This is a genomic window from Sorangium sp. So ce693 (assembly GCF_051521375.1).
GTDB classification, from domain to species: domain Bacteria; phylum Myxococcota_A; class Polyangia; order Polyangiales; family Polyangiaceae; genus Sorangium; species Sorangium atrum.
Genome location: NZ_CP150347.1, coordinates 275,067 through 300,309, shown reverse-complemented (window position 1 = coordinate 300,309; position 25,243 = coordinate 275,067). Strand labels below are relative to the sequence as shown.

The 25,243-nt window shown below is 70.6% G+C and carries 17 protein-coding genes; 16 read left to right on the top strand and 1 reads right to left on the bottom strand.

All coding sequences use genetic code 11. From position 1 onward, the window contains the following. Nucleotides 1–29: 29 nt before the first annotated feature. The 11 genes from tssC to WMF14_RS01105 all read left to right on the top strand — a co-directional run bounded on the left by tssC (nt 30) and on the right by WMF14_RS01105 (nt 14,768). Nucleotides 30–3,320, top strand: coding sequence for a type VI secretion system contractile sheath large subunit (tssC, locus tag WMF14_RS01155; RefSeq protein ID WP_437798363.1), 3,291 nt, complete (start codon nt 30–32; stop codon nt 3,318–3,320). A gap of 33 nt (nt 3,321–3,353) precedes the next feature. Beyond that, entirely contained in the window at nt 3,354–3,923 is a 570-nt protein-coding gene (locus tag WMF14_RS01150) for a hypothetical protein (RefSeq protein WP_272097280.1), read from the top strand. An 11-nt stretch (nt 3,924–3,934) separates the two neighbouring features. Then, nucleotides 3,935–5,338, top strand: coding sequence for a type VI secretion system baseplate subunit TssK (tssK, locus tag WMF14_RS01145; RefSeq protein ID WP_437798362.1), 1,404 nt, complete (start codon nt 3,935–3,937; stop codon nt 5,336–5,338). Between the two features lie 42 nt (nt 5,339–5,380). After that, nucleotides 5,381–5,743 (top strand): GPW/gp25 family protein, encoded by a 363-nt coding sequence (locus tag WMF14_RS01140; protein ID WP_272097278.1) that lies wholly within the window; start codon nt 5,381–5,383, stop codon nt 5,741–5,743. After that, entirely contained in the window at nt 5,740–7,383 is a 1,644-nt protein-coding gene (locus tag WMF14_RS01135; RefSeq protein WP_437798361.1) for a hypothetical protein, read from the top strand. Before WMF14_RS01140 ends, WMF14_RS01135 begins: the two co-directional genes overlap by 4 nt. A gap of 2 nt (nt 7,384–7,385) precedes the next feature. Beyond that, a complete protein-coding gene (locus tag WMF14_RS01130; protein WP_437590296.1) occupies nt 7,386–7,964 on the top strand; it encodes a hypothetical protein in 579 nt (192 codons plus the stop codon). A 12-nt stretch (nt 7,965–7,976) separates the two neighbouring features. Then, nucleotides 7,977–9,590 carry a type VI secretion system baseplate subunit TssF gene (locus WMF14_RS01125; RefSeq protein WP_437798360.1) on the top strand — a complete coding sequence of 538 codons (1,614 nt, stop codon included), beginning with the start codon at nt 7,977–7,979 and terminating at the stop codon, nt 9,588–9,590. Then, nucleotides 9,587–10,240, top strand: a complete 654-nt coding sequence (locus tag WMF14_RS01120; protein ID WP_437798359.1) for a hypothetical protein — start codon at nt 9,587–9,589, stop codon at nt 10,238–10,240. Before WMF14_RS01125 ends, WMF14_RS01120 begins: the two co-directional genes overlap by 4 nt. Nucleotides 10,241–10,322: 82 nt before the next feature. Beyond that, complete coding sequence (locus WMF14_RS01115; protein ID WP_437798358.1) at nt 10,323–10,583, top strand: hypothetical protein; 261 nt, start codon at nt 10,323–10,325, stop codon at nt 10,581–10,583. A gap of 6 nt (nt 10,584–10,589) precedes the next feature. After that, nucleotides 10,590–14,252, top strand: a complete 3,663-nt coding sequence (locus WMF14_RS01110; RefSeq protein WP_437798357.1) for a hypothetical protein — start codon at nt 10,590–10,592, stop codon at nt 14,250–14,252. A 105-nt stretch (nt 14,253–14,357) separates the two neighbouring features. Continuing rightward, nucleotides 14,358–14,768, top strand: coding sequence for a hypothetical protein (locus WMF14_RS01105; RefSeq protein ID WP_437762123.1), 411 nt, complete (start codon nt 14,358–14,360; stop codon nt 14,766–14,768). Between the two features lie 59 nt (nt 14,769–14,827). Here the strand turns inward: WMF14_RS01105 and WMF14_RS01100 are convergent, their stop codons facing one another. Then, nucleotides 14,828–15,673 carry a hypothetical protein gene (locus WMF14_RS01100; RefSeq protein WP_437798356.1) on the bottom strand — a complete coding sequence of 282 codons (846 nt, stop codon included), beginning with the start codon at nt 15,671–15,673 and terminating at the stop codon, nt 14,828–14,830. Nucleotides 15,674–15,862: 189 nt separating this feature from the next. On the opposite strand from WMF14_RS01100, the gene WMF14_RS01095 reads away from it, so the two are divergent. The 5 genes from WMF14_RS01095 (at nt 15,863) to WMF14_RS01075 (ending at nt 25,196) form a co-directional block, all read left to right on the top strand. Further along, nucleotides 15,863–16,501, top strand: coding sequence for a regulatory protein RecX (locus WMF14_RS01095; protein ID WP_437798355.1), 639 nt, complete (start codon nt 15,863–15,865; stop codon nt 16,499–16,501). 109 nt (nt 16,502–16,610) lie between these two features. Continuing rightward, entirely contained in the window at nt 16,611–20,066 is a 3,456-nt protein-coding gene (locus WMF14_RS01090) for an ATP-binding protein (RefSeq protein ID WP_437798354.1), read from the top strand. A 45-nt stretch (nt 20,067–20,111) separates the two neighbouring features. Beyond that, nucleotides 20,112–20,528, top strand: a complete 417-nt coding sequence (locus WMF14_RS01085) for a GAF domain-containing protein (RefSeq protein WP_272097267.1) — start codon at nt 20,112–20,114, stop codon at nt 20,526–20,528. A gap of 154 nt (nt 20,529–20,682) precedes the next feature. Further along, nucleotides 20,683–21,900 carry a radical SAM protein gene (locus WMF14_RS01080; RefSeq protein WP_437798353.1) on the top strand — a complete coding sequence of 406 codons (1,218 nt, stop codon included), beginning with the start codon at nt 20,683–20,685 and terminating at the stop codon, nt 21,898–21,900. Between the two features lie 458 nt (nt 21,901–22,358). Then, nucleotides 22,359–25,196 (top strand): hypothetical protein, encoded by a 2,838-nt coding sequence (locus WMF14_RS01075; protein WP_437798352.1) that lies wholly within the window; start codon nt 22,359–22,361, stop codon nt 25,194–25,196. Nucleotides 25,197–25,243 lie beyond the last annotated feature (47 nt).

The window sequence follows — 25,243 nt, the reverse complement described above, 5'->3', positions numbered from 1 at the left end:
GTGTGAGAGCCCGCGCCCAGGAGAAGATCGTGAGCAATCAATTTCCCTATCCTTTCCCAGAACGGTTCCGCTCCCGGCTGATGCTCCGCTACCGGACGCGCATCAGCGGGACGGAGGCGCAGAAGAAGCTGCCCTTCCGGCTGCTCGTGCTCGGCAACTTCACCGGGGACCACGCTCACGCCGAAGGTGAGTACGCAAACCGGGTCTCCCACCTCCCCTCCCTCTATGACAGGCCCATTCGCTCGTACGTCTTCGGCGTGCTGGGCGCCAGGGTGGACAAGTTCATGGGGGAGCTGCTCCCCTATGTGAAGCTCGAGCCGTGGCTCGCCACCGACCTGCCCGGGACCATCACGAACCTCCAGCTCACCGGCGCTCTCCCCGCCAGCAAGGCGTCCGAGGGAACGCCCGAGAGCGTGCAAGTGAAGCTCTCCGGCTCGGCGAGCTTCGCGAGCACCGAGGACCAGAACGGCCTCTGCAAGGTGGCCGGCAAGCTCTCCTTCGGCGCCCAGGTCGAGCTCGTCGCCGACAGCCTGCCCACGATGATCGACGCGGGCCTCGGCGGCGGCGGCAAGGTGCGCGGCCTGTTCACGATCCCGGCGCGGGACGAGCCGGTCGGCGTCGTCGCGGGCGTGGTCGAGACGGTCGGCAAGGGCGAGAGGGCCTTTAGAACGAGACTTTACGTCCAGAAATCCGAGCAGGACGACACCAAGGTCGTGGCCACGCCGATCACGATGGATCAGTGGGCAGGCCTGGTCCCGGACGAGCAGAAGGGCTTCGCCGTGGACGCGGCGGCGGCCGTCGATCGAGCGACTCAGCAGGTCACGGACGCGGGCGCGCAGAAGACCGCCACCGACGCCCTCAGCATCGATGCGCTGCCGGACGCGGTGAAGACCGCGCTCGGCGCCACGACGCTGCAAGACGCGAAGGACGCCGCCGACGCCTCGGTGAAGGCCGCGGCCGCGGCCAAGGGCGCCGCGGACACCGCGAAGACCGCCACAGATGCCTCGGCGACCAAGGTCACCGCGCTCGACGGCAAGAGCGGCGCGGATCTGGACAAGGCCGCTGCCGACGCGGAGGCCGCGCTGCAGAAGGCCCGCGATCTTATCGATTTCGCGAAGTCGGCGGGCGGGGCCGCCAAGGACGCCGCCAGCGCCGCGAAGGCGGCCCACGACGCGCTCGCCGCCCTGATCGCCAAGGGGCAGAGCGCCACGGCCGCGGACGCCACCGACGCCAGGACCCAGGTCCGGAAGGACGTCGCCACAAGGGCCCAGGCCAGCGCCGAGGGCGTGAAGACGTCGTCGGACGCGCTGAACGCCGCCCCCCTCTCGCCGATCCCGCCGGTCGTGCCGAACGGCAAGATCCCCTTGAACGCCGAGCGCGTCCTGCCGTTCGACTCCATCGCGGCGTTCAACCCCGACACCATCGCGTCGAACATCCCGGAGCTGAACCGCCTCGGGATCATCAGCGAGCTGCTCGGATCGCTCAAGAGCGAGCTGCGCAACGTGCCCGCGCTCCGCGACACGATGCGCGCCGCCCTGGAGAACGACACATCAGGCCTCCTCGCCCTGCAGGCCGCTCTGCAGCCCGGCTACCAGCAGCTCGCCATCGTGAAGCCCGCGGCGCCCGCCGCCGCGTCGGCCGGCGGCTCGTCGGGCGCCCCGCCGGAGCTCCAGAGGGCGGTGCTCAGCGCGGTCGGCTCGTCCGTGGGAGAGACGGTCGACAAGAACGGGGCGCTGGCGCTCGTCAAGCTGCAGGGCCCGGCCCCCCAGAACGGCGCGCCCGTGCGCTATTCGAAGGTCGAGTTCCGCGATCACGACGTCACCGTGAGCGACGGCGCGAGGCTCATGAACGAGCTCGCCGCGCTCCTCCTCAACGTGGATATCGTGACGACCAAGCCGACCGGCCCTCTGGCGCCCGGCTCGAAGCTCAAGCTGTATTCCGGCAAGGGCGCCAACCTGAGCGAGCTCCTCGACGTCTGCTCGAAGCTCAGCGCCCAGGTGGATCGACAGCTCAGCGAATACCTGGACGATATCTACCACGCTCCCGGGTTCCAGGAGCTGGAGCGGAACTGGAAGGGGCTCGAAGATCTCTGCCAGTACGTCCAGCAGGAGAACATCGTGATCGATTTCCTCGACGTCACGCGCGAGGAGCTGCGCAACGACTTCCTGGATCACGACTCCGACATCTTCTCCAGCGCGCTCTTCCGCAAGGTCTACATCGAGGAGTACGACCGGTACGGCGGAGAGCCGTTCGCGACCATGCTCGGCCTCTACGAGTTCGAGGACGTGCGGGGCGACGGCGCCGACATCAGGTGGCTGCGCACCATGTCGAAGATCGCGGCGTCCGCGCACTGCCCGTTCCTCGCCTCGGCGAACAGCAAGTTCATCGGCAAGGACTCGATGCAGGACGTGGCCGATCTGGCCGATCTCGACGCCGTCCTGTCCAACCCGAAGTACGGCAAATGGGACGCCTTCCGCGACGAGGACTACGCCGCCTACATCGGCCTGATCCTGCCGCGGTACCTCGTCCGGACGCCGTGGGGCTCGACGGGAGAGCCCGAGCTCGGCAACGAGATCGCCTACGAAGAGACGGTGCACCCCGAGCGGCCGGGCGACGAGAACAACTTCCTCTGGGGCAACCCCGTGGTGCTGTTCGGCAAGAACCTCATCCGCTCGTACGCGACGAGCGAGTGGGCGCAGCACATCCGCGGCCCGAAGGGCGGCGGCAGGGTGGACGGCCTCACCGTCTTCTCGTACACGCGCAAGGACGACGAGATCGTCTACGGCAAGAAGGCCATCGGGGTCGACGGCAAGGACGAGTTCCTCCCGCCCGTCGAGATCGTGATCCCCGATTACCGAGAGTACCAGTTCGCGAGGAACGGGCTCATCGCGCTCGTGCACAAGAAGGGCGAGGCGGTCGCCACGTTCTTCAGCGCCCAGTCCGTGAAGAAGGGCAGGAACTTCCTCGAGGACGTCGCGACGAAGAACTCCTTCCTCGTCACGAACCTCGCGTACACCTACTCGATCACGATCATCGCGCACTACGTCAAGGCGATGGTGCGCGACTACATCGGGTCGACCGCGGACGGCGACTACATCCAGAAGTCGCTGGCCGAGTGGCTCTCCGGCTACGTCACCACCGTGACCAACCCGGACGATCTCACGCTCCGCTACTACCCCTTCAAGGCCACCTCGGTGACCGTCGAGCCGAAGCCCGGGCCGTTCGGCTGGTACAAGTCGGTCATCTCGGTCCTCCCGCACGTGCAGTTCGAGGGCATGGACGTCGAGCTGCGCCTCGAAGCCAGCCTGGGCGGCAAGTGATCCTGAAGCGATCCGAGGAAAGGACGAGCTGCCATGCCTGAATACAGAAGAAGCCTCGATATCTACCAGGGATACAACTACAAGAAGGACAAGCAGACCCCTGTCGGCTACCTGACCAAGATCAAGGTCGCCGGCACGGATCTCACGGTCGATCAGACCTGCAAGGACCCGACGAACCCCACCACGGATCTCAAGTGCGTGGCGGTGCTGAGCGGCGCCCTGTGGGAGACGGGCGTCACCGACGCGGTGTACCTCTCCGGCCAGGTCTCGGCGCCGAACCGGCAGACCCTCGCGAGCCTGATCATCAACAGCCTGACGAGCGTCGAGGTCGTGTACCAGTTCGCTGTGTACGACTACGACCCCGTCGCGAAGAAGTACTACCTCGCGTTCCACGCGAACCAGACCGACATGAACGGCCTGCTCGAGAAGCGCGGGGAGGACCTCAACGTCTCGGTCGCCGACGACGCCTCCACCGAGGTGCAGTCTCCGATCAACTACTCGTTCCAGATCGGGATCAAGCCGCAGCCCAGCGCGCAGACCCTCCACATCGCGACCGCCGATCAGAAGAACGTCGTCAAGTCCTGGGGCCTGGCCCTCGGCTGACGGGAGACGAGATGGAGAGCCTCGGCCGCGTCGACTGGCACCTCGGACAGATCCTCCGCCCGGAAGACTTCGAGTCTCTGGAGGAGTCCCTGTCCGAGGAATCCCGCGCGCGGGCCGAGGCTCCCGGGCTCCCGGCGTACGGCTGGATCGAGCTGGAATGGGATCCCGGCGACCTCTCGCGCGGGATCCTGCGCCTCGAGAGGGCGACGGCCGCCATGCCCGGCGGGCCGATCGTCCGCTCCTCCGACAACCTCTCTCTCCCGGAGCCCGCGAAGCTCAAGGCCGCGGGCACGCCCGAGGTCGACGTGTACTTCCACGTGCTCCCCGCGGAGCCCGCCGAGGGCCAGCGGGCGGGCGCCGTGGGGACCCCCCGCATCACCCTCCGATCCGAGCTGTCGTTCAAGGAGGCGTCCGCGCGCGGCCGATCGCTGCACGTGGGGCGCTTCGAGACCCGCGACGGAAAGGCGTTTTACGTCGCTCCGGCCGTCGTCCCACCCCTCCTCCGGCTCCGATCGACTCCCCATCTCCACGCGCGCCTCGTCGGGCTGCGAGACCGGCTCACCCGGTATTCCGACGAGCTGCGCAAGCACGTGGCCCAGGCCCGAAGGTCGGCCGGCCCCACGCAGGCCTTCCTGCGCGGGCGCGCCGAGGTGATGAAGGCCGTCGCGCTCCTCGACGACGCGCTCCTCGACGCTCCCCAGGGCGCCGAGAGCCGCTCGCACGCGCGCCTGCACCCGCATACAGTGCTCGCGGCGCTGCGGTCGCTCCTCGTGGAGCTCCACCTCGTGGAGGGCACGCTGCCCGACAGCCTCCTTCCGAGGTACGATCACGACAACCTCGGCGGCCTGTTCGGCGACCTGATCTACGCGATCGAGGCCCGGATCGACGGGCTGCCCCTCACGACGCCGACCATCCAGCTCGTCGAGTCGGAGGGCCGCTTCGTGGCGCAGGACATCCCCGAGGACGTGCTCGACGCGCCGGAGATCTACCTCGTGATCGAGCGCCCGACGCCGTACGGCGAGATGCCCCTCGAGCGGTACAACGTGCGCCTCGGCGAGCCGAGCCGGCTGCCATGGATCAACCAGCACTCCACGCGCGGTATCCGCCCCGCCCGGACGAGCGCCTCCCCCGCCGACTTCGGCGCTCGGTTCGACGTCTATGCGCTCCCGAAGCCCGACGGCAAGCAGCGGCAGCGCCTGGAGGGGCACCGCGTGGACACGCAGCGCATGGAGCCGCACCGCACGGACACGCAGCGCATGGAGCCGCACCGCGAGGGCGCCCAGCGCGTCGCCACGCCCGAAGAAGAGTGGAAGTACGTGCGTGCCAGCCGCTCCATCGGCTTCCTGCGCCCGAAGGAGCTGGAGGGCATCCGCGCCGCGCTCTACTGGACCTATCCGGCGAGCACGGCGCGCTGAGGGCGGACGATGGGCCTCCTGGGACGTCTGGCCGGTGAGCGCATGGAGCCCGCCCTGAAGTCGGTCGCGCGGAACCTCGCGACCGTGCTGAACGCGAAGAAGGGATATGCCGAGGCGGCGGAGGTCTTCGGCCTCGGCGACTACGAGGAGCACCTCGCGACGAACCCGCTCATCGAGGCCCTGGGCCGCGAGATGCTGAGGCTCATCGAGGACTACGAGCCGCGCGCCGAGAGGCCGGTGCTCACCTTCCTCGGCGCGGACAGCACCCTGTACGCGGCCTTCCAGCTCCAGTGCGAGGTCGAGGGGAGCCCCGCGGCCTTCTGGATCCGGATGCACACGATCCTGCGCTACGTGACCGTCGAGCCCATGGCCCCGGGGCCGGACGGAGGAAGGGCGCCCGCGTGAACGACCGCCTCGCCGCCACCCTGACGCTCACCTGCGGCGGCACGGCCCACACGATCCAGGGCGGCAACGTGCGCGCCTTCTCGCTCCGGCTCACGCCGTGGGGCGCCGAAGGAACGGTGGAGTTCGTCCTCCAGGACGACCAGACACGGGGCGGCCAGTACACGGATGGCGTGCTCGCCGACTTCCAGAAGCCCGATCTCGCCGAGGTGAGCCTCTCCGTCAGCGCGGTGCGCTCGGACGCGCAGAAGGACCCTACCGTTCCGGCGATCGCGACGCGCGGCCTCGTCGTCGAGCGGAGCGTGACCGAGAAGATCCACGACAAGGGCTTCACGGAGCGGCCGGTGCTCTACCGCAGGTATCGGGTCCGCTTCGTGGACGCGGCGCGCGCCCTCTGGAGGCAGCACCACCCGACGCTTCTCTACGTGGACCAGTCGTTCCAGGACGTCCTCGACGCCAACAAGGGCGAGAAGATCACGCTCTCCTACGACTGGGACACGCTGTCCGTCGCGGTGCCGATGGTGTTCTTCCACCTCCACAGGGCCGCGGGCGCGAGCTTCTACGATCTCGTGACCTGGTACGTGAGCCACAACGCGGGCGTCCTGACGTTCGATCACACGGCCGGGACCTACAAGCTCTCGAAGACCAAGGACGCCTCGGGGACGGCGGCGGTCCTGCCGCGCGAGGACGTGCTCGACCTGACCTGGGAGATCGCCGAGCCCGCGCGGTACGCCCCGCGGGTCCTGAACGTCTCGGCGGCGTCCCCGAAGCTCTCGGCGATCACGAACCAGGACGCCGCGACTGGCATCTACGAGGACGTGGTGATCTGCTCCGACGTCGCGCAGGAGGGCGACGATCGGGTGACCGCCGAGACAGCTCGCGCGCGCGCGCCCGCGACCCGGCTCACCCTCTCGTTCGCGCGGTTCCCCGCCGTGCCTGTCTCCCCGGGCAGCCTTGTCACCGTGTCGACGAGCGGCGGGTTCCCGAGCTCCATCCGCACGCCCCCGGGCGACCTGCGCGTGCTCGATCTCTCGATGTCGGCGCGCGCGCTCGATCAGGGCCCCGAGGCGGACTACGGCGACACCGCGACGGGGTTCGAGATCGAGCTCGGCCTCCTGCTCGAGGACCAGGACGACCCCTTCGTGTCCCTCCCGCCGTTCGCACCCCCGAAGTTCCCGGGCTACCTCGAAGGAAAGTGCGTGAGCGCGGTGGGCGAGGACACCGACGTCACCTACGAGATCACCGCGAACGAGACAACGTCCGTGGACGAGTACAAGGTCGAGATCCCGTCCTTCGAGAGCAAGCAGATCAAGGCGCCGTACATGTCGGCGCAGGCGACGGGCACCTTCTACCTGCCCGTTTACAAGAACGAGCGGGTGCGGCTCGCGTGCTTCTTCGATCGCGCGGAGATCGTCCGCGTCCTCGATCACCGGCCCGGCGCGCGGGTGCCGCAGGACGGCCAGGGGCAACACCTGCTCTTCGGAAAATCCGACAAGAGCAACACCTCGATGCTCCACGACTACCAGAGCGACAAACCCGTCCTCCGCGTGCTCCGCACGAACGAGAGCGACACGGTGCTCCTGCGCCTCGAAGAGGGCAAGATGACCCTCAAGGTCGAGGAGACGGAAGGGGGAGGGTCGTAGTCGTGGGCAAGCTGGTCTGCACCGTGGAGCTCGACAAGGTGGCGGGGATCACCGTCACGATCGAGAACAAGGACGATCAGATCACGCAGACCGTCGCCATGAACGGGACCTCGATCACGCTCACCGTGAAGGGCTCCGACGCGACGAGCACCATCACGCAGACCTCGGCGAAGGTCAGCGTCTCGTGCAAGGAGTTCGAGGTGACGGCCTCCGAGACGATCACCATGAAGTCGACCAAGGCGTCCACCTACCAGAGCGACGACACGATGACCGTGAAGAGCGCGAAGGACATGACCCTCTCGTCGGACAAGGACATCTCGGCGACCGGCACCAACGTGAGCGTCACCGGCAACACGAAGATCGCCCTCTCCGGAGGCGGTCAGAGCACGGTGGACCTGACGTCCTCCGCGGCCAAGGTCGCGTCGATGGAGGTCGACGCCGCCGGGCAGACCAAGGTGAGCGTGTCCGGGGCGATGGTCCAGATCAAGGCCGACGCGACGCTCAACGCGGAGTCGACGGGCACGGCCACCTTCAAGGGCAGCCTCACCAACGTGCAAGGCCAGCTCGTGAACGTGGGCTGAGGGAGCGGCGACATGGACGAAGGACCCCAGTTTCGCGCCCTGTTCCACGAGGAGCTCGCGGCGCTCGATCACACCATCGAGAGCGGCGTCCGCAGGGGCGAGCTCGCGGCCGGGACGGACGATCCCGACGTGCGGAGGCTCATCGAGGCCATGGCGTTCTTCTCGGCGCGCACGCGCGCGTCCGCGAGCGCCGCGATGCGGGCGTCGATCATCCGCCTGGCCGGCGGCCTGCTCGACGATCTGTTCGCCCCGATGCCCGCGGCGGCGCTCCTCCAGGCGGACGGGTGGGGCCTCCTGGACGCGCCGATCGAGCTGCCCGAGGGCACGCAGATGCGGGTCGAGACCTATGACGGGCGGGCGTCGATCTTCTCGACGCGAGGCCCCCTGCCCGTGCGGCCGATAAGGATCCAGAAGGCCGAGATCGCGAGGAGCGCGCGCGGCGCGGAGCTGCGCGTCCACCTCGCGGCCAGGGTGCCGCAAAAGGGCCAGATCGAGCTCCCGTTCTTCGTCCGGCGGCACGGCGACTACAACGCCGGCGCCGAGCTGCACGAGGAGCTGCGCCGCCACTTCCTGCGCGCGGTCGCGACCAAGGACGACGGGATCGACCGCGCCTGCGACATGTCGTTCGAGGCGCCCGCGCCCGCGAGGCCGTGGGACAGCGGCGAGGGCGGCTCGCCGATCGACCGTATCCGCTCCTTCTTTCACGCCCCCGAGCAGGCCTTGCTCTTCCGCGTCTCCGTGCCGGCCGAAGGGCCCGCCCCCGAGCGGATGACGCTGACCATCTCGCTCGGCGCGAGCTTCCCGGAGCAGCTCTCGGTCACGGCCGACACGTTCGCGCTCTTCGTGGTGCCGATGCAGAACGCATGGAGCGATCTGGCCGAGCCGATCTCCGTGGACGGCACGAGCGACGCCCGGCAGGTCCGGCTGCTCCACTCGGCGCTCGAGGGGGTCGAGCCGGTGACGGTGCGCGGTATCTACAGGCCTGTCCAGAAGGTGCTGACGCCTGTCCCGCCGCGCTCGCTCTCGGGCGAGGAAGGGGACTCGTACGAGGTGCTCTTCCCCGAGGACGGCAGCGTGATGGTGCGCGTCTCCTCGCCCGACGCGGTGACCGCGCCGTGGATCGCGCAGGTGGACGCCGCCTGGTCGCAGCCCTCGCTCTGGCAGAACGCGCGCGGCCCGCTGACCGTGCGGCCGCAGCGCAAGAAGGCCCTCGACGGCCTTTCGCTCCGCGTGCTCGGCAACGTGCGGCCGCCCCTGCCGAGCCCCCTCGCCCTCTCGCCCGAGAAGGGGCTCGACGTGCTCGCGCTCAAGCAGAAACCCACGCTCGAAGCGCGCGACCTCCGGGCGCTCCTCACGCTCTTCGGCGCCTCCGGCGCGAGCCCGTTCGCCCGGTTTCCCGGCCGGATCGCCGGCCTCACCGCGTCCTTCGCGCCGGATCCGATCGGCGCGCGGGGCCCGCGAAAGAGGGTGTATCGCGTGGAGATGCAGCGGCCCGCGGCAGGGGAGGAGGCGCTCGCGCCCTGGTTCCACCGGCAGGTCTCGGCGCTGCTCGACGCGTGGAGCCCCGAGCCCGCGGACGTCGAGACGACCTCCCCGCGCGCGGGAGATCAGGAGATCTCGCCGTGACGCAGATGGGCAGTCCATCCAGCCCGGCCGCGGCGCCCCGGGAGGACGGGGTGCTCCACCTCTTGCGCGAGGTGACGGTCGCGCACGCGAAGCTCGAGAGGATCATCGAGGACGCGTTCGACGCCGGCCCGGGCCTGCCCGATCTCGTCGTGCTCTCGACCGACATCTCCGACGAGCTGGACCACCTGCGAGGGCGGGTGTCCCGGAAGACGCGCGCGGCGCCCGAGAACGTGCTGCTGCCGCTCGTGTGCCTGTACGACGAGCGCGTGCTGCTCCGCGTCGCCCCGCTCGGCGGGAGCGAGGAGTGGCTGCGCGTGCAGCGGCGCGACTACGCGCCTCGCGAGGACGGAGGAGACCTGTTCTTCGAGGAGCTCGCGCCCCTCGTTCCGCGCGCCGAGCAGCTCGCGAATCAGCCCCCTTCGGACGAGCGCGATCGGGTCCTGTTGCTCCTGACCCTGTATCGATTCTGCCTCTCGGAGGGCTTCACCGGCGGCTACGCCGGCGCCCCCGATCTGCTCCGCGAGCGCGCGGAGGAGGTGCAGAGCGCGCTGCGGCTCCTCGTGCCCCCGGCGCCCCGCGCCGCGCCCCTGGCGATTCCCCAACCCCCGGAATCCTGGCTCGCGAGGCTGCGAAAGGCGCTCTCGCTCTGAGCGCGGATCGGGCGGGTGAGCGCAGAGACAGCGCAGACGCCTTTTTTTTGTGGCCGCGCGCCGCCCGTGGTCAGATCCCCCCATGGAGCGCCTTGGCCCGGGGTCCGACGATGCCGCACCGGCGCCGCGCCCGTCCGCGCCGCCGGCGAAGGGCGGAGTCTCGCCCGAGCAGGCGCTCCTCGCCAGCGTCGAGGCCCGCCTCTCCGCCTCGCTCTCGAAGACGGCCGTCGCCGCCGTGCTCGCGCCGCTCCACGAAGTCGTGGCCCCGGGGGCGAAGGTCGACCCAGCGAAGCTCGTGGCCACCTTCGAGACCATCGAGGACCTGCTGGAAGCAGTGGGCTGAGCTGGGATGGATGTCGCGGGCGGCTCCGGCGTGGACGGGTGGTTCATCCTTGGGATCCTCGCGCTCGTCGTCGGCATCCTCTGCTTCGTCCTGCTCGCCGTGGGGTGGGTCCGGAAGCGCCGCGCCGCCCAGGGGAAGAAGGCGGAGGACCTGGACCTCGCGGGCGCATGGCGCAAGGCCGTCGCCGCGATGCCCCAGCGCGAGCGCGACGGCCCCGTGCTCGTCGTGCTCGGAGAGCGGCTGTCGGGGAAGACGACCCTCATCCGCGGAGCCCTGAAGCAGGGCGATCGGTACACGCCAGACGGCCGCGATCTGGACGTGTATTCAGGCAATGGACAGCGCGTCCAGGAGATCGCCTCGGACCTCCTGTTCGACCCGCGGCCCGAGGCCGAGGACGCGCTCCGCAAGCTCTGGAAGGGCGTGGCGCTCGATGCGCTCCGCGTGATCGTGGTGGTCAATGCGAGCTCGCTCTCGTGGAACGAGGCCGGGCTGCGCGATCTCGGCCGCGTGGCGCGGCGCAAGCTCGATATCCTCACCGATCTGCGCGGCTCGCCGGTGAACGTGCGCGTCGCGGTCACGCACTGCGACGCTCGCTCCGCCGGGTTCTCACCGCTCTGCGACATCCTCGAGGAGACCAACGCCCGCGGCCCGATCGCGCCGAGGGAGTCCGACGAGCTCCCCCCCGAGTGGCGCCGCGTGACGCCGCTCGGCGCCCGGACCACGAGGTTCCCCGAGCTCGTGGGCTTCGTCTCGTCGGAGGGCCCGGAGACGGTGCGGGCCCTCGCGCCGTTCTTCGAGTCGCTCCTCGCCTCGACGAAGGACGCGCCGATCGTCAACGGCGTGTTCCTCTCGGCCGCGACCGAGCTGGAGCCCTTCCGATCCACCGGCGACGCGCTGGCCGAGGATCCCGAGCTCGCGAGCAGCGACCGTCGAGCCCGGGAGCGCCGCTTCATCACGCGCGTGGGGCTCGCGCTGGCCGCGGCGCTGGCGCTCGGGGCGATCGTGTTCACGGCGCAGCGCGGCTCGGTCGAGCGCACCGCGAGCGCCGTCACGATCATGGCGGACGCGGTGAGCCACGGCGACAGGGTGTCGAGGACCGTCGAGGAGAGGGCCGCGGCCGAGGTGCTCCGGATGGACCGCTCTGCCTGGCTGTTCGAGTCGCGGCGCGCCGAGATCGAGGAGCAGTATCGGACCGCCGTCGAGGCGGGCATGCTGAATCCCAAGCTCCAGAGCACCGACCGCGCCGCGCGGATCCGCGCGCTCTCCGTGCTCGACGCGGGCAAGGAGGGCGACCCGCTGCGCGCGATCATCCAGAAAGACGAGGCCGCGTGGGCCGCCGCGCTCGGCATGTCGCCCCGGACCCTGAAGAGCTATCTGACCGTGAGCGACGGCGCGGGTCCGACCGAGAGGGAGCTCTCGAATCTGCCCGAGATCACGGCGTTGCCGCAGGGCTCTTCGCGCGCGGACTGGGCCTCTTTCTTCCGCCGCCTGTCGGACGTGCTGCACGGGCAGCGCCTGCGGACCGAGCCTTTGAAGGAGCTCCAGGACAGCGCGGGGGATCTCGATCAGGCGGTCCGCGACGCCGCGGAGCAGACGGAGCTCGACGAGGCGGCGCGGATCCTCCAGGCGCGTCATCCGCACCAGAAGAACCTGTTCGGAAAGGGCACCACGAGCGACGCGGGCCCGTGGATGCAGGAGAACGCGGGCACGCTCCAGCACCTGCTCGCGGCCGTCCGGGGAGCCTCGCTCGACGGGCCGTCGGGCGCGGGCAAAGGCCTGCGACAGGCCGTCCTGGACCTCCAGGTGATCGCCGTGCCGCCCGAGATCGTGGAGCCGAAAACGAGCGAGGCCACGGCCGAGACGCAGGCTGACAATCTGCTCGATCGATTGAAGCAGCTCGTCGGGAGGGCCGCCCCTCCGGCGGCCGGCGTCGGCTCCGCCGCCGCTTCGGCTGCCGGGGTCGGCTCCGCCGCCCCCAGGTCGAGCGCCGCGCCGGCGGCCCCCACCGCGCCCCCTTCGGCCTCGGCGAGCGCGTCCTCGACCGCGGCGGCCAGCGCCGAGCCGGAGGCGAAGAAGCCGCCTGTCTACACCGTGGTCCTCGACGCCCAGTCGTGGAGCTTCGACATGGGCCAGTGGGCCCAGGCCATCGTCGCCGGCCGCGCGCTCGTCTACCTCGACGCCCTGTTCGCGGACTCGTCCAGGCGATCGGTGCTGTTCCCCAGGGACGCGGCGTATCCCCCCGTGCTCCCGCAGCCCGGGCGCGGCGCGTCCACGTACATCGATGGCCTGGTCTCGCACGAGGCGTTCACGGCGGAGGTCGAGCCCGGCCTCGCGGGCTTCGAGGCCGCGCTCGCGAGCACGGGCCTCGACGTCTCGGAGCGCGAGATCTACCTGCGGCCCACGCGCTCGGCGGCGTCGAGCTACGGCGCGGGGCTGCGCGACGCGACGGACGCGTATTACAAGAGCTTCCAGCTCTCGCGAGGGGGCGCCTCCGCGCTCGCGGCGGACGTGGCCGACATGGTGTCTCCGTCCTCGTTCTTCACCACCTTCCAGAAGCGCGTCGCGGATCAGGCGAGCGTCCCGGGATCGCCGGGGACGCTGCTCCGGCTCGTGGGTGACCCGGTCGCGGACTTCGGCCCGATCGCGCGGCTCCTGACCGGAGAGAACGGCAAATATCCCGCGCTGGAGCCCTATTACAAGCTCCTCATCACGCTCGTCCCCTCGCTCTCGGACAGGGCCCCTCCGGCGCCGAAGAGGGACGCGCCGCTCGACGATCGCCTGGCCCCCATCGGCGCGCTCGCGCTCTCGGCCCTGCGCACCCCGGCGAAATCCCCCGACGCCGAGGTCGAGGCGTGGCTGAACGACGCGTCCATGACCGAGTCCCTCCGCCGGCCGTTCCGCCTCGCGGTGCAGCGGGCGCTCGCGCTCGGGAAGGCCGATCTCGACCGCGCGACGGCCGACGCGTACACGGCGGAGCTCCGCCCGTCCGTGACCCCGATCCTTGGGCGCTTCCCGTTCGACACGCGCTCGACGGTGGACGCGCAGGCGGCCGACGTGGAGGCGACGTTCGGGCCCAAGGGCACCTTCTTCGCGTCGTTCGCGTCGCTGATCGGTCCGGTGTGCCGCGAGGGCCCGGCGGGCATCTACACGCCCCTGGAGGTCCCCTCGGCCGGCGCGGTCGAGGTCCCGGCGGGGGCGCTCCGGCTCGCGTCGTGGGCGCAGGGCCTCCAGAAGATGCTCTTCGGGCCCGACGGCAAGCCGCAGCCCATCGCGTTCCGCGTCAAGGCCCCTCCCCTCTCGCCGGTCGAGCCCGAGCGCACGATCACCCTGGCGCTCCTGCAGTCGGGGACAGCCACCTTCTATGCGTTCAATCAGGCCCCTTCGTGGCAGCCTTTCCCGGTCCCGTGGTCGCCCGCAGGCGGCCAGGCCAACACATCGAGCGTGGGGATCCAGACCACGCCGACGGGCGGCGGCGAGCCCCGGATCCAGACCATCGACGTCGCGGCGGCGGACTTCTCGTTCTTCCACCTGATCCAGCGCGCCGAGGTCACGGGCTCGAAGGTCACCTGGAAGGCCTCGCCCGAGTCCCCCGGGGACCCGCGGAGGTACGCTGCGTTCCTGTTCGAGCCCAATCCCGCGGGGCTGCTCCGGGCGCCGTCCCTCGATTGAGCGCGGATCGCCGGGGAACCGCGGAGGACGGCGAGGAGGGGGAGGGCGTCGCGGTCACTCGCCGGCAAAGTGGATTCCTTCGCGCCGTCACGGGATAATCGCCGCGTGCGACTGCCCTGCCTGCCCCTCCCCTTGCTCGCGGCCGCCCTCGCGGCGCCGGCGGTGCTCGGGTGCAAGTCGCAGGTGCAGTTCCACGTGCGCCCGGACGACGCGCTGAACGAGAACCGGCCCTGCTACCTCGTGGTCCGCAACGTCGACTCGAAGACGTACCTCGAAGAGACGTACCAGGCGGCCTCTCTCCAGGTGACGGCGCCGGACGACTCGGTGCTGGAGACAGCCGTGGTGTTCCCCGGCACGAAGAAGGAGATCTCGGTGTCGCCGCCCGCGAAGGGGATGGTGGCGCTCTACGTCTTCTTCTACCACCCGACGGGCGACTGGAAGGCGATCTTCCCCTCCTCCGAGGCGACGTACGACGTCGTGCTGGAGGGGAGTCGGCTGCGCGTCGAGAAGAGGTGATCCCGGGGCGGTGGCCAGCGGAGAGCGCGCTCGTGAACGGCGAGCGGGCGCCGTGGCCCTCAATCGTACGTCTTGCTGCCGCCCGTCGACGTGGAGCCCGTCTTCGTCGACCCCGTCCCGAAGGGCTCGTAGAGCGTGTCAATCTTGCTGGAGTCCGTCAGCCATTCGAGCTTCGTGTTCGGGTACTCGTTGGCGAGGACCTGTGTCATCAGCGGAGAGATGTCCGCCCGCCTCTTCAAGACCGCCTCTTTGTAGTTGTCCATTCCCCAGATGAACGAGTCGAGCACGCCGAAGTTGGGCTGTGCCTTCGGCTTCGAGGGAGCGAGCTTCAGAGACAAGCTGCTCAGCGGGGCGACCTCGGTCTTCAGCTTGGCGACCAGGACGCAGTCGAAGATCAGCGCGGAGTGGCTGCCCGCAGCGCTCGCGTAATCCTTGTGCCGGAACGTCCTCGTGGCGAGCTGACCCTTCAGCGGCTTGTAGTACGCCGCGTTGTAGGCGAAGAAAGGATACGTGCTGTGCGGCGCTTCCGGCCCGATGCGCAGGCGCGCCGGGGCCCCCACCTTGCCGCCGTCGATCGTGGCCAGCCCATCCCCGAACGTGGTGAGGCGGTTTATGTCGAAAGAGTTCTTCTCCAGGACCGCACGATCGGTGCCGGGCACCCACAGGACCTGGATCATCATCAGGTATCCGAGCTTCTTGGGATAGGAGGCGATGTACTCGATCGACATGGTTGGCTTGTCGACCCCGAGAGGCCGCCGGCCCCCCGCGTCCCACCACCACTGGTCGAGCTTCTCGGGCTCGGTCTGGTCCACTGCCAGCGCCCTCGTCGTCGGCATGTAGCCCACCACGACCCTGACATCGATGGTGTCGTTCAGCAGCTTGTAGACGAGCCGTTGCCCGGGCATGGCGTCCTGTCTCCTCGCGAGCAGGAAACGCCAGCGCGCCCCGGCGTGTCAAATTCCGTGTCGACGGCTCCGCCGGGCAGACGCGATCGTTCAGGTGAGACGAGCCAGCAGGCGCCCTGCCGCGGCCGGGAGCAGGCGGGGTGAACAGGAGCTTGCGGCCCGCGCGGGGTGCGCCATCGTCCCTCGAGCATGCCGATCATCACGGGAATCGCCCCCTCGCCTGACAAGCCCGGCCACGTCGTCATCCTGGTGGATGGGGTCCCCTTCGCCACGGTGCCCGAGCAGGCCGCCGCCGGCCTGGCCCCCGGCCAGAGCAGCCCCGGGGCCGCGGCGGAGCCGCCCCGGAAGACCGCCGCGGGCGAGCAGAAGACCTACGAGCGGGCGCTGCGGCTCCTGTCGTTCCGTGCGCGATCGGCCAAGGAGCTGGAGAAGCGCCTGATCGAGAAGGGTGAGCCCAGGGAGCACGTGACGACCGCCATCGAGCGCCTCACCGCGAGCGGGCTGCTCGACGACGCGCGCTTCGCGGAGGCCAAGGCCCGCTCCGGCATCGTGGGCAAGCCCCGTTCGCGCCGCAGGATCGAGCAGGACCTCGCCCGCAAAGGCGTCTCGCGCGACGTGGCGGATGCGGCCATACGGCAGGTGATGGCCGACGAAGGAACGGACGAGTCCGCCGTGGCCGAGCGAGCGGCGCGCAAGAAGCTCCGCTCGCTCTCGGGGCTCGCTCCGGCGGAGCAGCGGCAGAAGCTCTACGCTTTCCTCGCGCGCCAGGGCTATTCGCCCGACGTGGCGCGCCGGGCGCTGCGCGCGGTGCTCGACGCGCCGCCGTGAACGGCCCCGCCGCGCCGGCCCCTCCGCGTGCAGTGGATCACCCGGGCAGCCAAAACCCATCGTTTTTCTGCCCTTCTCCCGCCACCCACCTCACGCTACAAGGAGCCCTATGTCGCACGAGCTGGATGGCTCGCCGCCGGATCGCGCGGACGCTGGCGCGGTCCTGGCCGGGGGAGGAGAGATGGGCGCGCGCATGCGCGCGATCGACTGGTCGAAGACGCCGCTCGGCCCGGTCTCATCGTGGCCCCAGAGCCTCAAGACGTGCGTGCGCATCGTCCTGACGTCGCGCCAGCCGATGTTCGTCTGGTGGGGCGACTCGCTCATCAACCTCTACAACGACGCCTACAAGTCGATCGTCGGCGGCAAGCACCCCGAGGCGCTCGGGCAGCCCGCGTCCGTCGTGTGGCGCGAGATCTGGGGCCAGGTCGGGCCGCGCGCCGCGTCCGCGATGCGCCGCGACGAGGGCACCTACGACGAGGCGCTCCTCCTCATCATGGAGCGGAACGGCTACCAGGAGGAGACGTATTACACGTTCTCCTACAGCCCTGTGCCGAACGATCAGGGCGGCACGGGCGGGATCCTCTGCGCCAATACCGACGACACGCGGCGAATCATCGGAGAGCGGCAGCTCTCCCTCCTCCGCGACCTCGCGGCGCGGACCGCGCACGGGCGCTCGTGGGAAGACGTGTGCGCGCGCAGCGCGAGCTCGCTCGCGACCAACGCGAAGGATCTCCCGTTCGCGCTCCTCTACGTCGTCGACCCGGACCGGCGGCGCGTGCAGCTCGCGGGCAGCACGGGGTTCGAGCAGGGGCACGCCGCGGCCCCGGAGACGCTCGCTCTCACGGACGAGTCGCCGTGGCCGCTCGCCACGGCGCTGCGGGAGCACGAGGCCTGCCGCGTCGTCGAGTTGCCGCCACACCTCCGGGATCTCCCGACCGGCGCGTGGAAAAAGCCGCCGACGCGGGCGGCCGTGCTCTCGATCTCCCCTTCGGGGGAGACGGGCCGCGCCGGGGTCCTGATCGTCGGGCTGAATCCATTCCGCCTCTTCGACGACGATTACCGAGGCTTCCTCCACCTCGTCGCCGGCCAGATCTCGGCCAGCATCGCGAACGCGCAGGCGTACGAGGAGGAGAAGCGGCGAGCGGAGGCCCTCGCCGAGCTCGATCGCGCGAAGACCACGTTTTTCAGCAACGTGAGCCACGAGTTCCGCACGCCCCTCACCCTGATGCTCGGGCCGCTCGAGGACGCCCTCGCGTCGGCGGAGCGGAGCCTGTCGGGCGCGGATCTCGAGACCGCGCACCGCAACGCGGGCCGGCTCCTCAAGCTGGTCAACGCGCTGCTCGACTTCTCGCGCATCGAGGCGGGCCGGATCCAGGCGTCCTACGCGCCGACCGATCTCTCCGCGCTGACCGCGGACCTCGCGAGCGCCTTCCGCTCGGCGATGGAGCGCGCGGGGCTCGCGTTCGAGGTGGACTGCCCGCCGATGCCCGAGCCCATCTATGTCGATCACGACATGTGGGAGAAGATCGTGCTCAATCTCCTCTCGAACGCGCTCAAGTTCACGTTCGAGGGGACGGTCTCGATCTCGCTCCGCGCGCACGGCGATCGCGCCGAGCTCACCGTGCGGGACACCGGGACGGGCATCCCGGATCGGGAGCTCTCGCACCTGTTCAAGCGGTTCCATCGCGTCCAGGGCGCGCGCTCCCGCACCCACGAGGGGTCCGGGATCGGGCTCGCGCTCGTCCACGACCTCGTCCGCCTCCACGGCGGGGCCATCCACGTCACGAGCGAGGTCGCCGTGGGGACGTCGTTCACGGTCTCCCTGCCTCGCGGGACCGCGCACCTGCCGAAGGACCGCGTGAACGCCGCGCGGACGCTGCCGTCGACGACGACGGGCGCAGCGCCTTATGTGCAGGAGGCGCTCCGCTGGCTGCCCGGCGCGGAGGGCGGCTCGCCTCCCGGCGCGGAGGGCGGCTCGCCCCACGGCGCAGAGCGCGATCACGGCGTCGAGGGCCTCGCCCCGGCGGCGCGGACGCCGTCCGACGACGCCGCGCTCGCGGTCGGCCCGGCGGCGCGCGTCCTCCTCGCGGACGACAACGCCGATATGCGCGAGTACGTCGCGCGCGTGCTGCGCGAGCGCTGGACGGTCGAGGCCGTCGCCGATGGTGCCGAGGCGCTCGCGTCGGCTCGCCGCGACCCGCCGGATCTCGTGCTCACCGACGTCATGATGCCGAACCTCGACGGATTCGGCCTGCTCCGCGCGCTGCGCGACGACGAGCGCACGAGGGGTGTCCCGGTCGTCATGCTCTCCGCGCGCGCCGGGGAGGAGTCGCGCGTCGAGGGGCTCGAGGCGGGCGCGGACGACTACCTCCCCAAGCCGTTCTCCGCGCGCGAGCTCGTCGCTCGCGTCGCCACGCACCTCCAGCTCGCCCGCCTGCGGACAGCGGCCGAGCGCGAGCGCGAGCGGCTGTACGACCTCTTCATGCAGGCGCCGGTCCCCATCGCGGTGTTCGCCGGCCCCGAGCACCGCTACGAGGTCGCGAACCCGCCGTACTGCGAGATGGTCGGCCGGCAGGACCTCGTCGGGAAGAGCCTGCGCGAGGTGTTCCCGGAGCTCGGCGAGCACGAGGCGATCGCCATGCTGGACCGCGCGCTCACGGCCGGCCAGCCGCAGCGCATGGCCGAGCTGACCATCCCCGTCCGGCGCGGCGGCGCGGTGAGCGAGGCTGTCTTCAACTACGTCGCTCAGCCCATCCGCGACCCCTCCGGCGCCGTCACGGGCGTCATGGTGGTCGCCTTCGAGATCACCGATCAGGTGCTCGCGCGGCGCCGGATCGAGCAGCTGAGCCAGCACCGAGAGGAGCTCATCGCCGCGCTCGCGAAGACGAACCAGGAGCTCGACCAGTTCGCCTACGTCGCCTCGCACGACCTCAAGGCGCCCCTCCGGGGGATCGCGAACCTGTCCGAGTGGATCGAGGAGTCGCTGGCGGGGAAGCTGGACGGCGAGACGCAGGAGCACATCCACCTCCTGCGCGGGCGCGTGCGCCGCCTCGAGGCGCTCATCGACGGGATCCTTCATTACTCGCGGGCGGGGCGCCTGCGCGGCGACGTGGTCGACGTCGACACCGGCCATCTGCTCGCGGAGGTCGTCGAGCTGCTCTCGCCGCCCCAGGGCGCCCGGGTCGACATCGCGCCCGGGATGCCGACGATCGCCGCGGAGCGCGTCCCGATGCAGCAGGTGTTCCAGAACCTCATCAGCAACGCCCTGAAGCACGCGCGCCGCAGCGACGCGCGCGTCGAGGTGACGTGTGAGGACACCGGCGCTTACCTCGAGTTCGCCGTGAGCGACAACGGACCCGGCATCGCGCCCGAGTACCACGAGCGCATCTGGGATCTCTTTCATACGCTCGAGTCGCGCGACAAGGTGGAAGGCACCGGGATAGGGCTCTCCGTCGTGAAGAAGATCGTGCAGAGCCGCGGAGGGAGCGTGTCCGTCTCGTCGCGTCCCGGCGCAGGAGCCACCTTCGTCGTGCGCTGGCCCAAGCGGGTGAAGGACGAGGCCTGAGCGCCCCGGGTTGACGCAGGCCACGCGACGGTCGAAGGTGCGGGCATGCATGCGCGCCGAGAGTCGTTGGAGCCGTGGCTTCGGAGCTTCGTCGCCGACAACGGGGGTATCGCTGGCACGGTGCACCTCGTCGAGGGCGATGCGCTCGCGCTGGCCGCCGCCGTGAACATCCCCGAGAAGGTGCAGGAGATCACGCGCCGCGTCCCGCGGGGCAAGGGGATGGCCGGGCTCGCCTGGGAGCGCGACCAGCCCGTGCAGACGTGCAATCTGCAGACGGACACGTCCGGCGACGTGCGGCCCGGGGCCAGGGCGGTCGCGGCGCAGGCGGCGGTGGCGCTGCCCGTGCGCGACGCCTCGGCGAGCGTGCGCGCCGTCGTGGGGATCGCGTTCGCCGGCGAGCGCGAGCTCGGTCAGGACGAGCTCGATCGGCTCGCGCAGGGCGCCGGCGCGCTGCCGGCCTGACAAGAGCGCTCCCGCGCCGGGCCACCTCGCTGCCCGCCGCAGCGCCGCATTCTCACCCCGGCGCTGCCCGCCGCAGCGCCGCTGCATCGCCGCGCCACCGCACCACAAGGCCCTTGTTTTTCGCGGCTGCGATGCTAGCGATGCCCGCTCTCCCATGGAGACGAACGGACGCAGCGCCCCGAAAGCCGCGATCGACGCTTCGCTCGACGCGCGCGATCCGGACGCCCGCCCGCACGTCCGCGTGGAGGACCTCGTGCGCGGCGCCGCGAACGAGCGCGCCGCGGCCGGGCCAGGCGAGGGCGGCGCCACGGGCGAGCCCCTCACGGCGAAGCTCGCCCGCCGCACCGTGCCCGGCGCGCTCTACGAGCCCGGTCCCGAGGAGGGATATCTCCGGTGCACCGCGTGCGCGCACCGCTGCGTCCTCGCGCCGGGGCGCGCGGGCGCGTGCGGGATCCGCTTCGAGAAGGACGGCGAGCTCCGCGTCCCGTTCGGCTACGTCGCGCGCCATTACGTGCGTTCGGTCGAGACGAACACGATCTTCCATGTGCGCCCCGGCGCGAGGTCCCTCACCTTCGGGATGTTCGGGTGCGACCTGCGCTGTCCTTATTGCCAGAACTGGAAGGTCTCCCAGGCCCTCCGCGAGCCGGAGGGCGACGGCGAGCCCATCGACATCAGCGCCGCGGATCTCGTCGAGGTGGCCGTCGCGGCGGGCTGCGGGGTCCTCGCGAGCGCCTACAACGAGCCGATGATCACCGCCGAGTGGGCGCGCGCCGTCTTCGGCGAGGCGCAGCGGCGGGGGCTCGTCACGGCGCTCATCTCGGATGGCAACACGACGCCCGAGGCGCTCGCGTACATGCGCCCGGTCGCCGACGTGTTCCGCGTCGACCTGAAGGGGTGGAGCGCGGATCAATACCGGACGCTCGGCGGCCGCGTCGAGCCGGTGCTCGCGGCGATCGGCGAGGCCCGGCGCCTCGGCTACTGGGTCGAGGTCGTGACGCTCGTCGTCCCCGGCTTCAACGACAAGGCGGCCGGACTCCGCGCCCTCGGCGCCGAGATCGCCGGCGTCGACCCCGACATCCCCTGGCACCTCAACGCCTTCTATCCGCGTTACAAGATGCGCGATCGCATGACGACCGACCCGGCGTTCCTCGTGGACGTGGCGGGCGTCGCCTATGCGCGGGGGATGAAGTACGTTTACGTCAGCAACGTGGCCGACCGCGTCCGTGAGCTCTCGCATACACGCTGCCCCGCCTGCCACGAGGTCGTCGTGCGGCGGTTCAACTACGAGACGCAGGAGGTCCTCCTCTCCGGCGGCGCGTGCCCATCCTGCGGGACGCGCGTGCCCGGGCTGTGGGGACCGGCAGCGCCGTAGCGCCGCGCAGGCGGGCGCTCCGCTCCTGCCGAACCCGCGCGCGTCGCCGGCCGTGAGCCGACTGGGCCTGTCGCCGCGAGGTTTCTGTCTCATTTCACCAGACGCCCTGTCCGGTGCTCCTCGCATCCCGGAAGAGCCAACTTGCGTCCCGACCGAACTCCCCCGATCGCAGGAGCATCGCTGATACGCACCGCTGGGACGCACATGGGCTCACCACCCGTCGCTCGGGTGCGCGCGCCGGTGAGATGCGCGCGTCGCCATTCACTACTTGCCTCATGACGCGCCGCACCCCTGAAAAGGGTCATGATCGTGGGGCGGTGTACGATGCGCGCCGCGCGCATTTCAACATTGAAACATAAATACTCTTTCCTGGATCCCCAAAGAGCGTGTGCGTGTTAGTTGTTCAATGACCACCTGATCCCGGATCGCTGCCGAAGTCGCTTTCTCGAGGAGGTCCCATGAAGTCACCGTTCGCCCTGCGAAGGGTCGCTGGCGGTCTTTTGTCCGCCGCGGCGTCCTCTCTTGTCCTCGCGGCCAGCGCCCCCGCCCTGGCCGGGTCGTCTTATACGCTCTTCGAGAGCGGGCAGGTGCGCCCGCTCGCGCTCTCTCCCAGCGGAAACCTGCTCTTCGCGCTCAACACGCCGGATGGCCGCCTCGAGGTCTTCCGCGTCCATCACGGCGCGCTGGTCCACCGGAGCTCGATACCGGTCGGGCTGGATCCGGTCGCCGTGGCGGCGCGGAGCGACACCGAGGTGTGGGTCGTGAACCACCTGTCCGACAGCGTCAGCGTCGTCGAGCTGTCCCCTGGCGGATACGGCGGCCGCGTCGAGCGCACGCTGCTCGTCGGTGATGAGCCGAGAGACATCGTGTTTGCCGGCCCCGGGCGGCGCCGCGCCTTCATCACGGCGGCGCACCGCGGCCAGAACAACCCGAACGATCCGCAGCTCACCACGCCGGGCGTGGGCCGGGCCGACGTCTGGGTGTTCGACGCGAACCACCTGGGCCCGTCGCTCGGCGGCGAGCCGCTCGCGATCCTCACCCTCTTCGCCGACACGCCGCGCGCGCTCGCCGCCACGCCCGACGGCGCGCGCGTCTACGCCGCCGGCTTCCACTCGGGCAACCGGAGCACCGTCGTCACCGAGCTGCTCGTGCCCGACGGCGGCGCGGCGAACGGCGGCTCGCCGGGCCCGATGACCAACGCGTTCGGCGACCCGGCGCCCGAGGTCAGCCTCATCGTGAAGTTCGACGGCGCGCACTGGGTCGACGAGCTCGGCCGCACCTGGGACGAGAAGGTGCGGCTCTCGCTGCCCGACAAGGACGTGTTCGCCATCAACGCGATAACGAACCCCCCGAGGCCGATCGCCGGGCCCTCGGGCCATTTCGCCGGCGTCGGGACGATCCTCTTCAACATGGTCGTCAACCCGGTGAACGGGAAGGTCTACGTCTCCAACACCGACGCGCGGAACGAGCAGCGGTTCGAGGGCCCCGGCGCCTTTGCCGGGCAGAGCCTGCGGGGCCACCTCCACGAGAGCCGGATCACCGTGCTCCGCCCCGGCAATGCCCCCCCGCGCGTCGCGCCGCGGCACCTCAACAAGCACATCGATTACTCGGTCTGCTGCGCCCCGACGCCGAACGCCGAGAGCGAGGCGAGCCTGGCCCAGCCGGTCGACATGGCCGTCACGAGCGACGGCGCGACGCTCTACGTGGCCGCGCTCGGCTCGAGCAAGGTCGGCGTGCTCGGCACGGCCGCGCTCGAGGGCGACACGTTCGTGCCCGACGCGGCCGACCACATCGAGGTGAGCGGCGGCGGCCCGTCGGGGCTCGCGCTCGACGAGGCGCGAGGCCAGCTGTTCGTGCTGACCCGCTTCGACAACTCCATCTCGATCGTCGACACCGCGACCCGGGCCGAGACGGCGCACGTCGCGATGTACAGCCCCGAGCCGCCGGGCGTCACGCTCGGGCGGCGCTTCCTCTACGACGCGCGATCGAGCTCGGCGCACGGCGACTCCTCGTGCGCGAGCTGCCATATCTTCGGCGACTTCGACAGCCTCGGGTGGGATCTCGGCAATCCCGACGAGCCGGTCACGACCAACCCGGGCCCCTTCGTCGGACCGCTGCTCAATCTCTTCACGCAGCAGCCGATGCCCCGGCAGTTCCACCCGATGAAGGGCCCGACAACGACCCAGAGCCTGCGCGGCATGGCCAACCACGGCCCCATGCACTGGCGCGGCGATCGCACGGGCGGCAACGACGCGCCCACCGCGCAGCCGGACAGCGGTTCGTTCGACGAGCGCGCCGCGTTCATGAAGTTCCAGGCCGGCTTCACCGACCTCCTCGGCCGGAGCGGCCCGATCCCGGCCGCCTCCATGGAGGCGTTCGCGGACTTCATCCTGCAGGTGACCTATCCGCCCAACCCGATCCGCCGTCTCGACGACTCGCTCACGCCGGATCAGCAGGCCGGGCGCGACACCTTCGTGAGCAGCAACCTGGACGGCACCGCCATCTGCAATGGCTGTCACGTCCTCGACCCGGAGGGCAATCCCGGCGTCGACAAGCCAGGCTTCTTTGGAACGAACGGCAACATGACGTTCGACTTCCAGCCGCAGCTCATCAAGACGCCGCACCTGCGCAACATGTACCAGAAGGTCGGGATGTTCGGGATGGCCGCCCCGCTGTTCGGCATCCTGCCCGGCGACAACGACCCCAAGGGAGACCAGGTGCGGGGGTTCGGCTTCCTGCACGACGGGAGCTTCGACACGCTGTTCCGGTTCTTCCGCGGAATGGGCTTCTCGCCGTTCATCGGCTTCACCAACCAGTTCGGCACCTTCCCTGACAACCCGAACGGGCTGCCGGACTCGCCGGCGGGCGACGCGGTCCGCCGACAGCTCGAGTCGTTCCTGCTCGCCTTCGACTCGAACGTCGCGCCGATCGTCGGCCAGCAGGTCACGCTCACGCCCGGCAACCAGGCCGCCGCCGCTCCGCGGATCGATCTCCTGATCGCCAGGGCGGACGCCGGCGAGTGTGATCTCGTGGCGAAGAGCCACCTGACCTCGCAGGAGATCGGCTTTCTTCACACCGGAGCAGGGCAGTTCGTCGCCGATCGGATGGCGCTGCCGCCGATCCCGGACGCGGTGCTCCGCCAGATCGCCCTCGCGACGGGGCGACCCCTGACCTACACGTGTACGCCGCCGGGCTCGGGCTACCGCATCGGCGTCGATCGCGACGAGGACGGCTCCCTCGACGGCGACGAGCGCAGCGCCGGCAGCGACCCGGCGGACCCGGCCGACACGCCCTGAGCTCCGCCTCGCAGGGCGGCGCGCTGCCGGCGCCCGCTGGCCTTCAC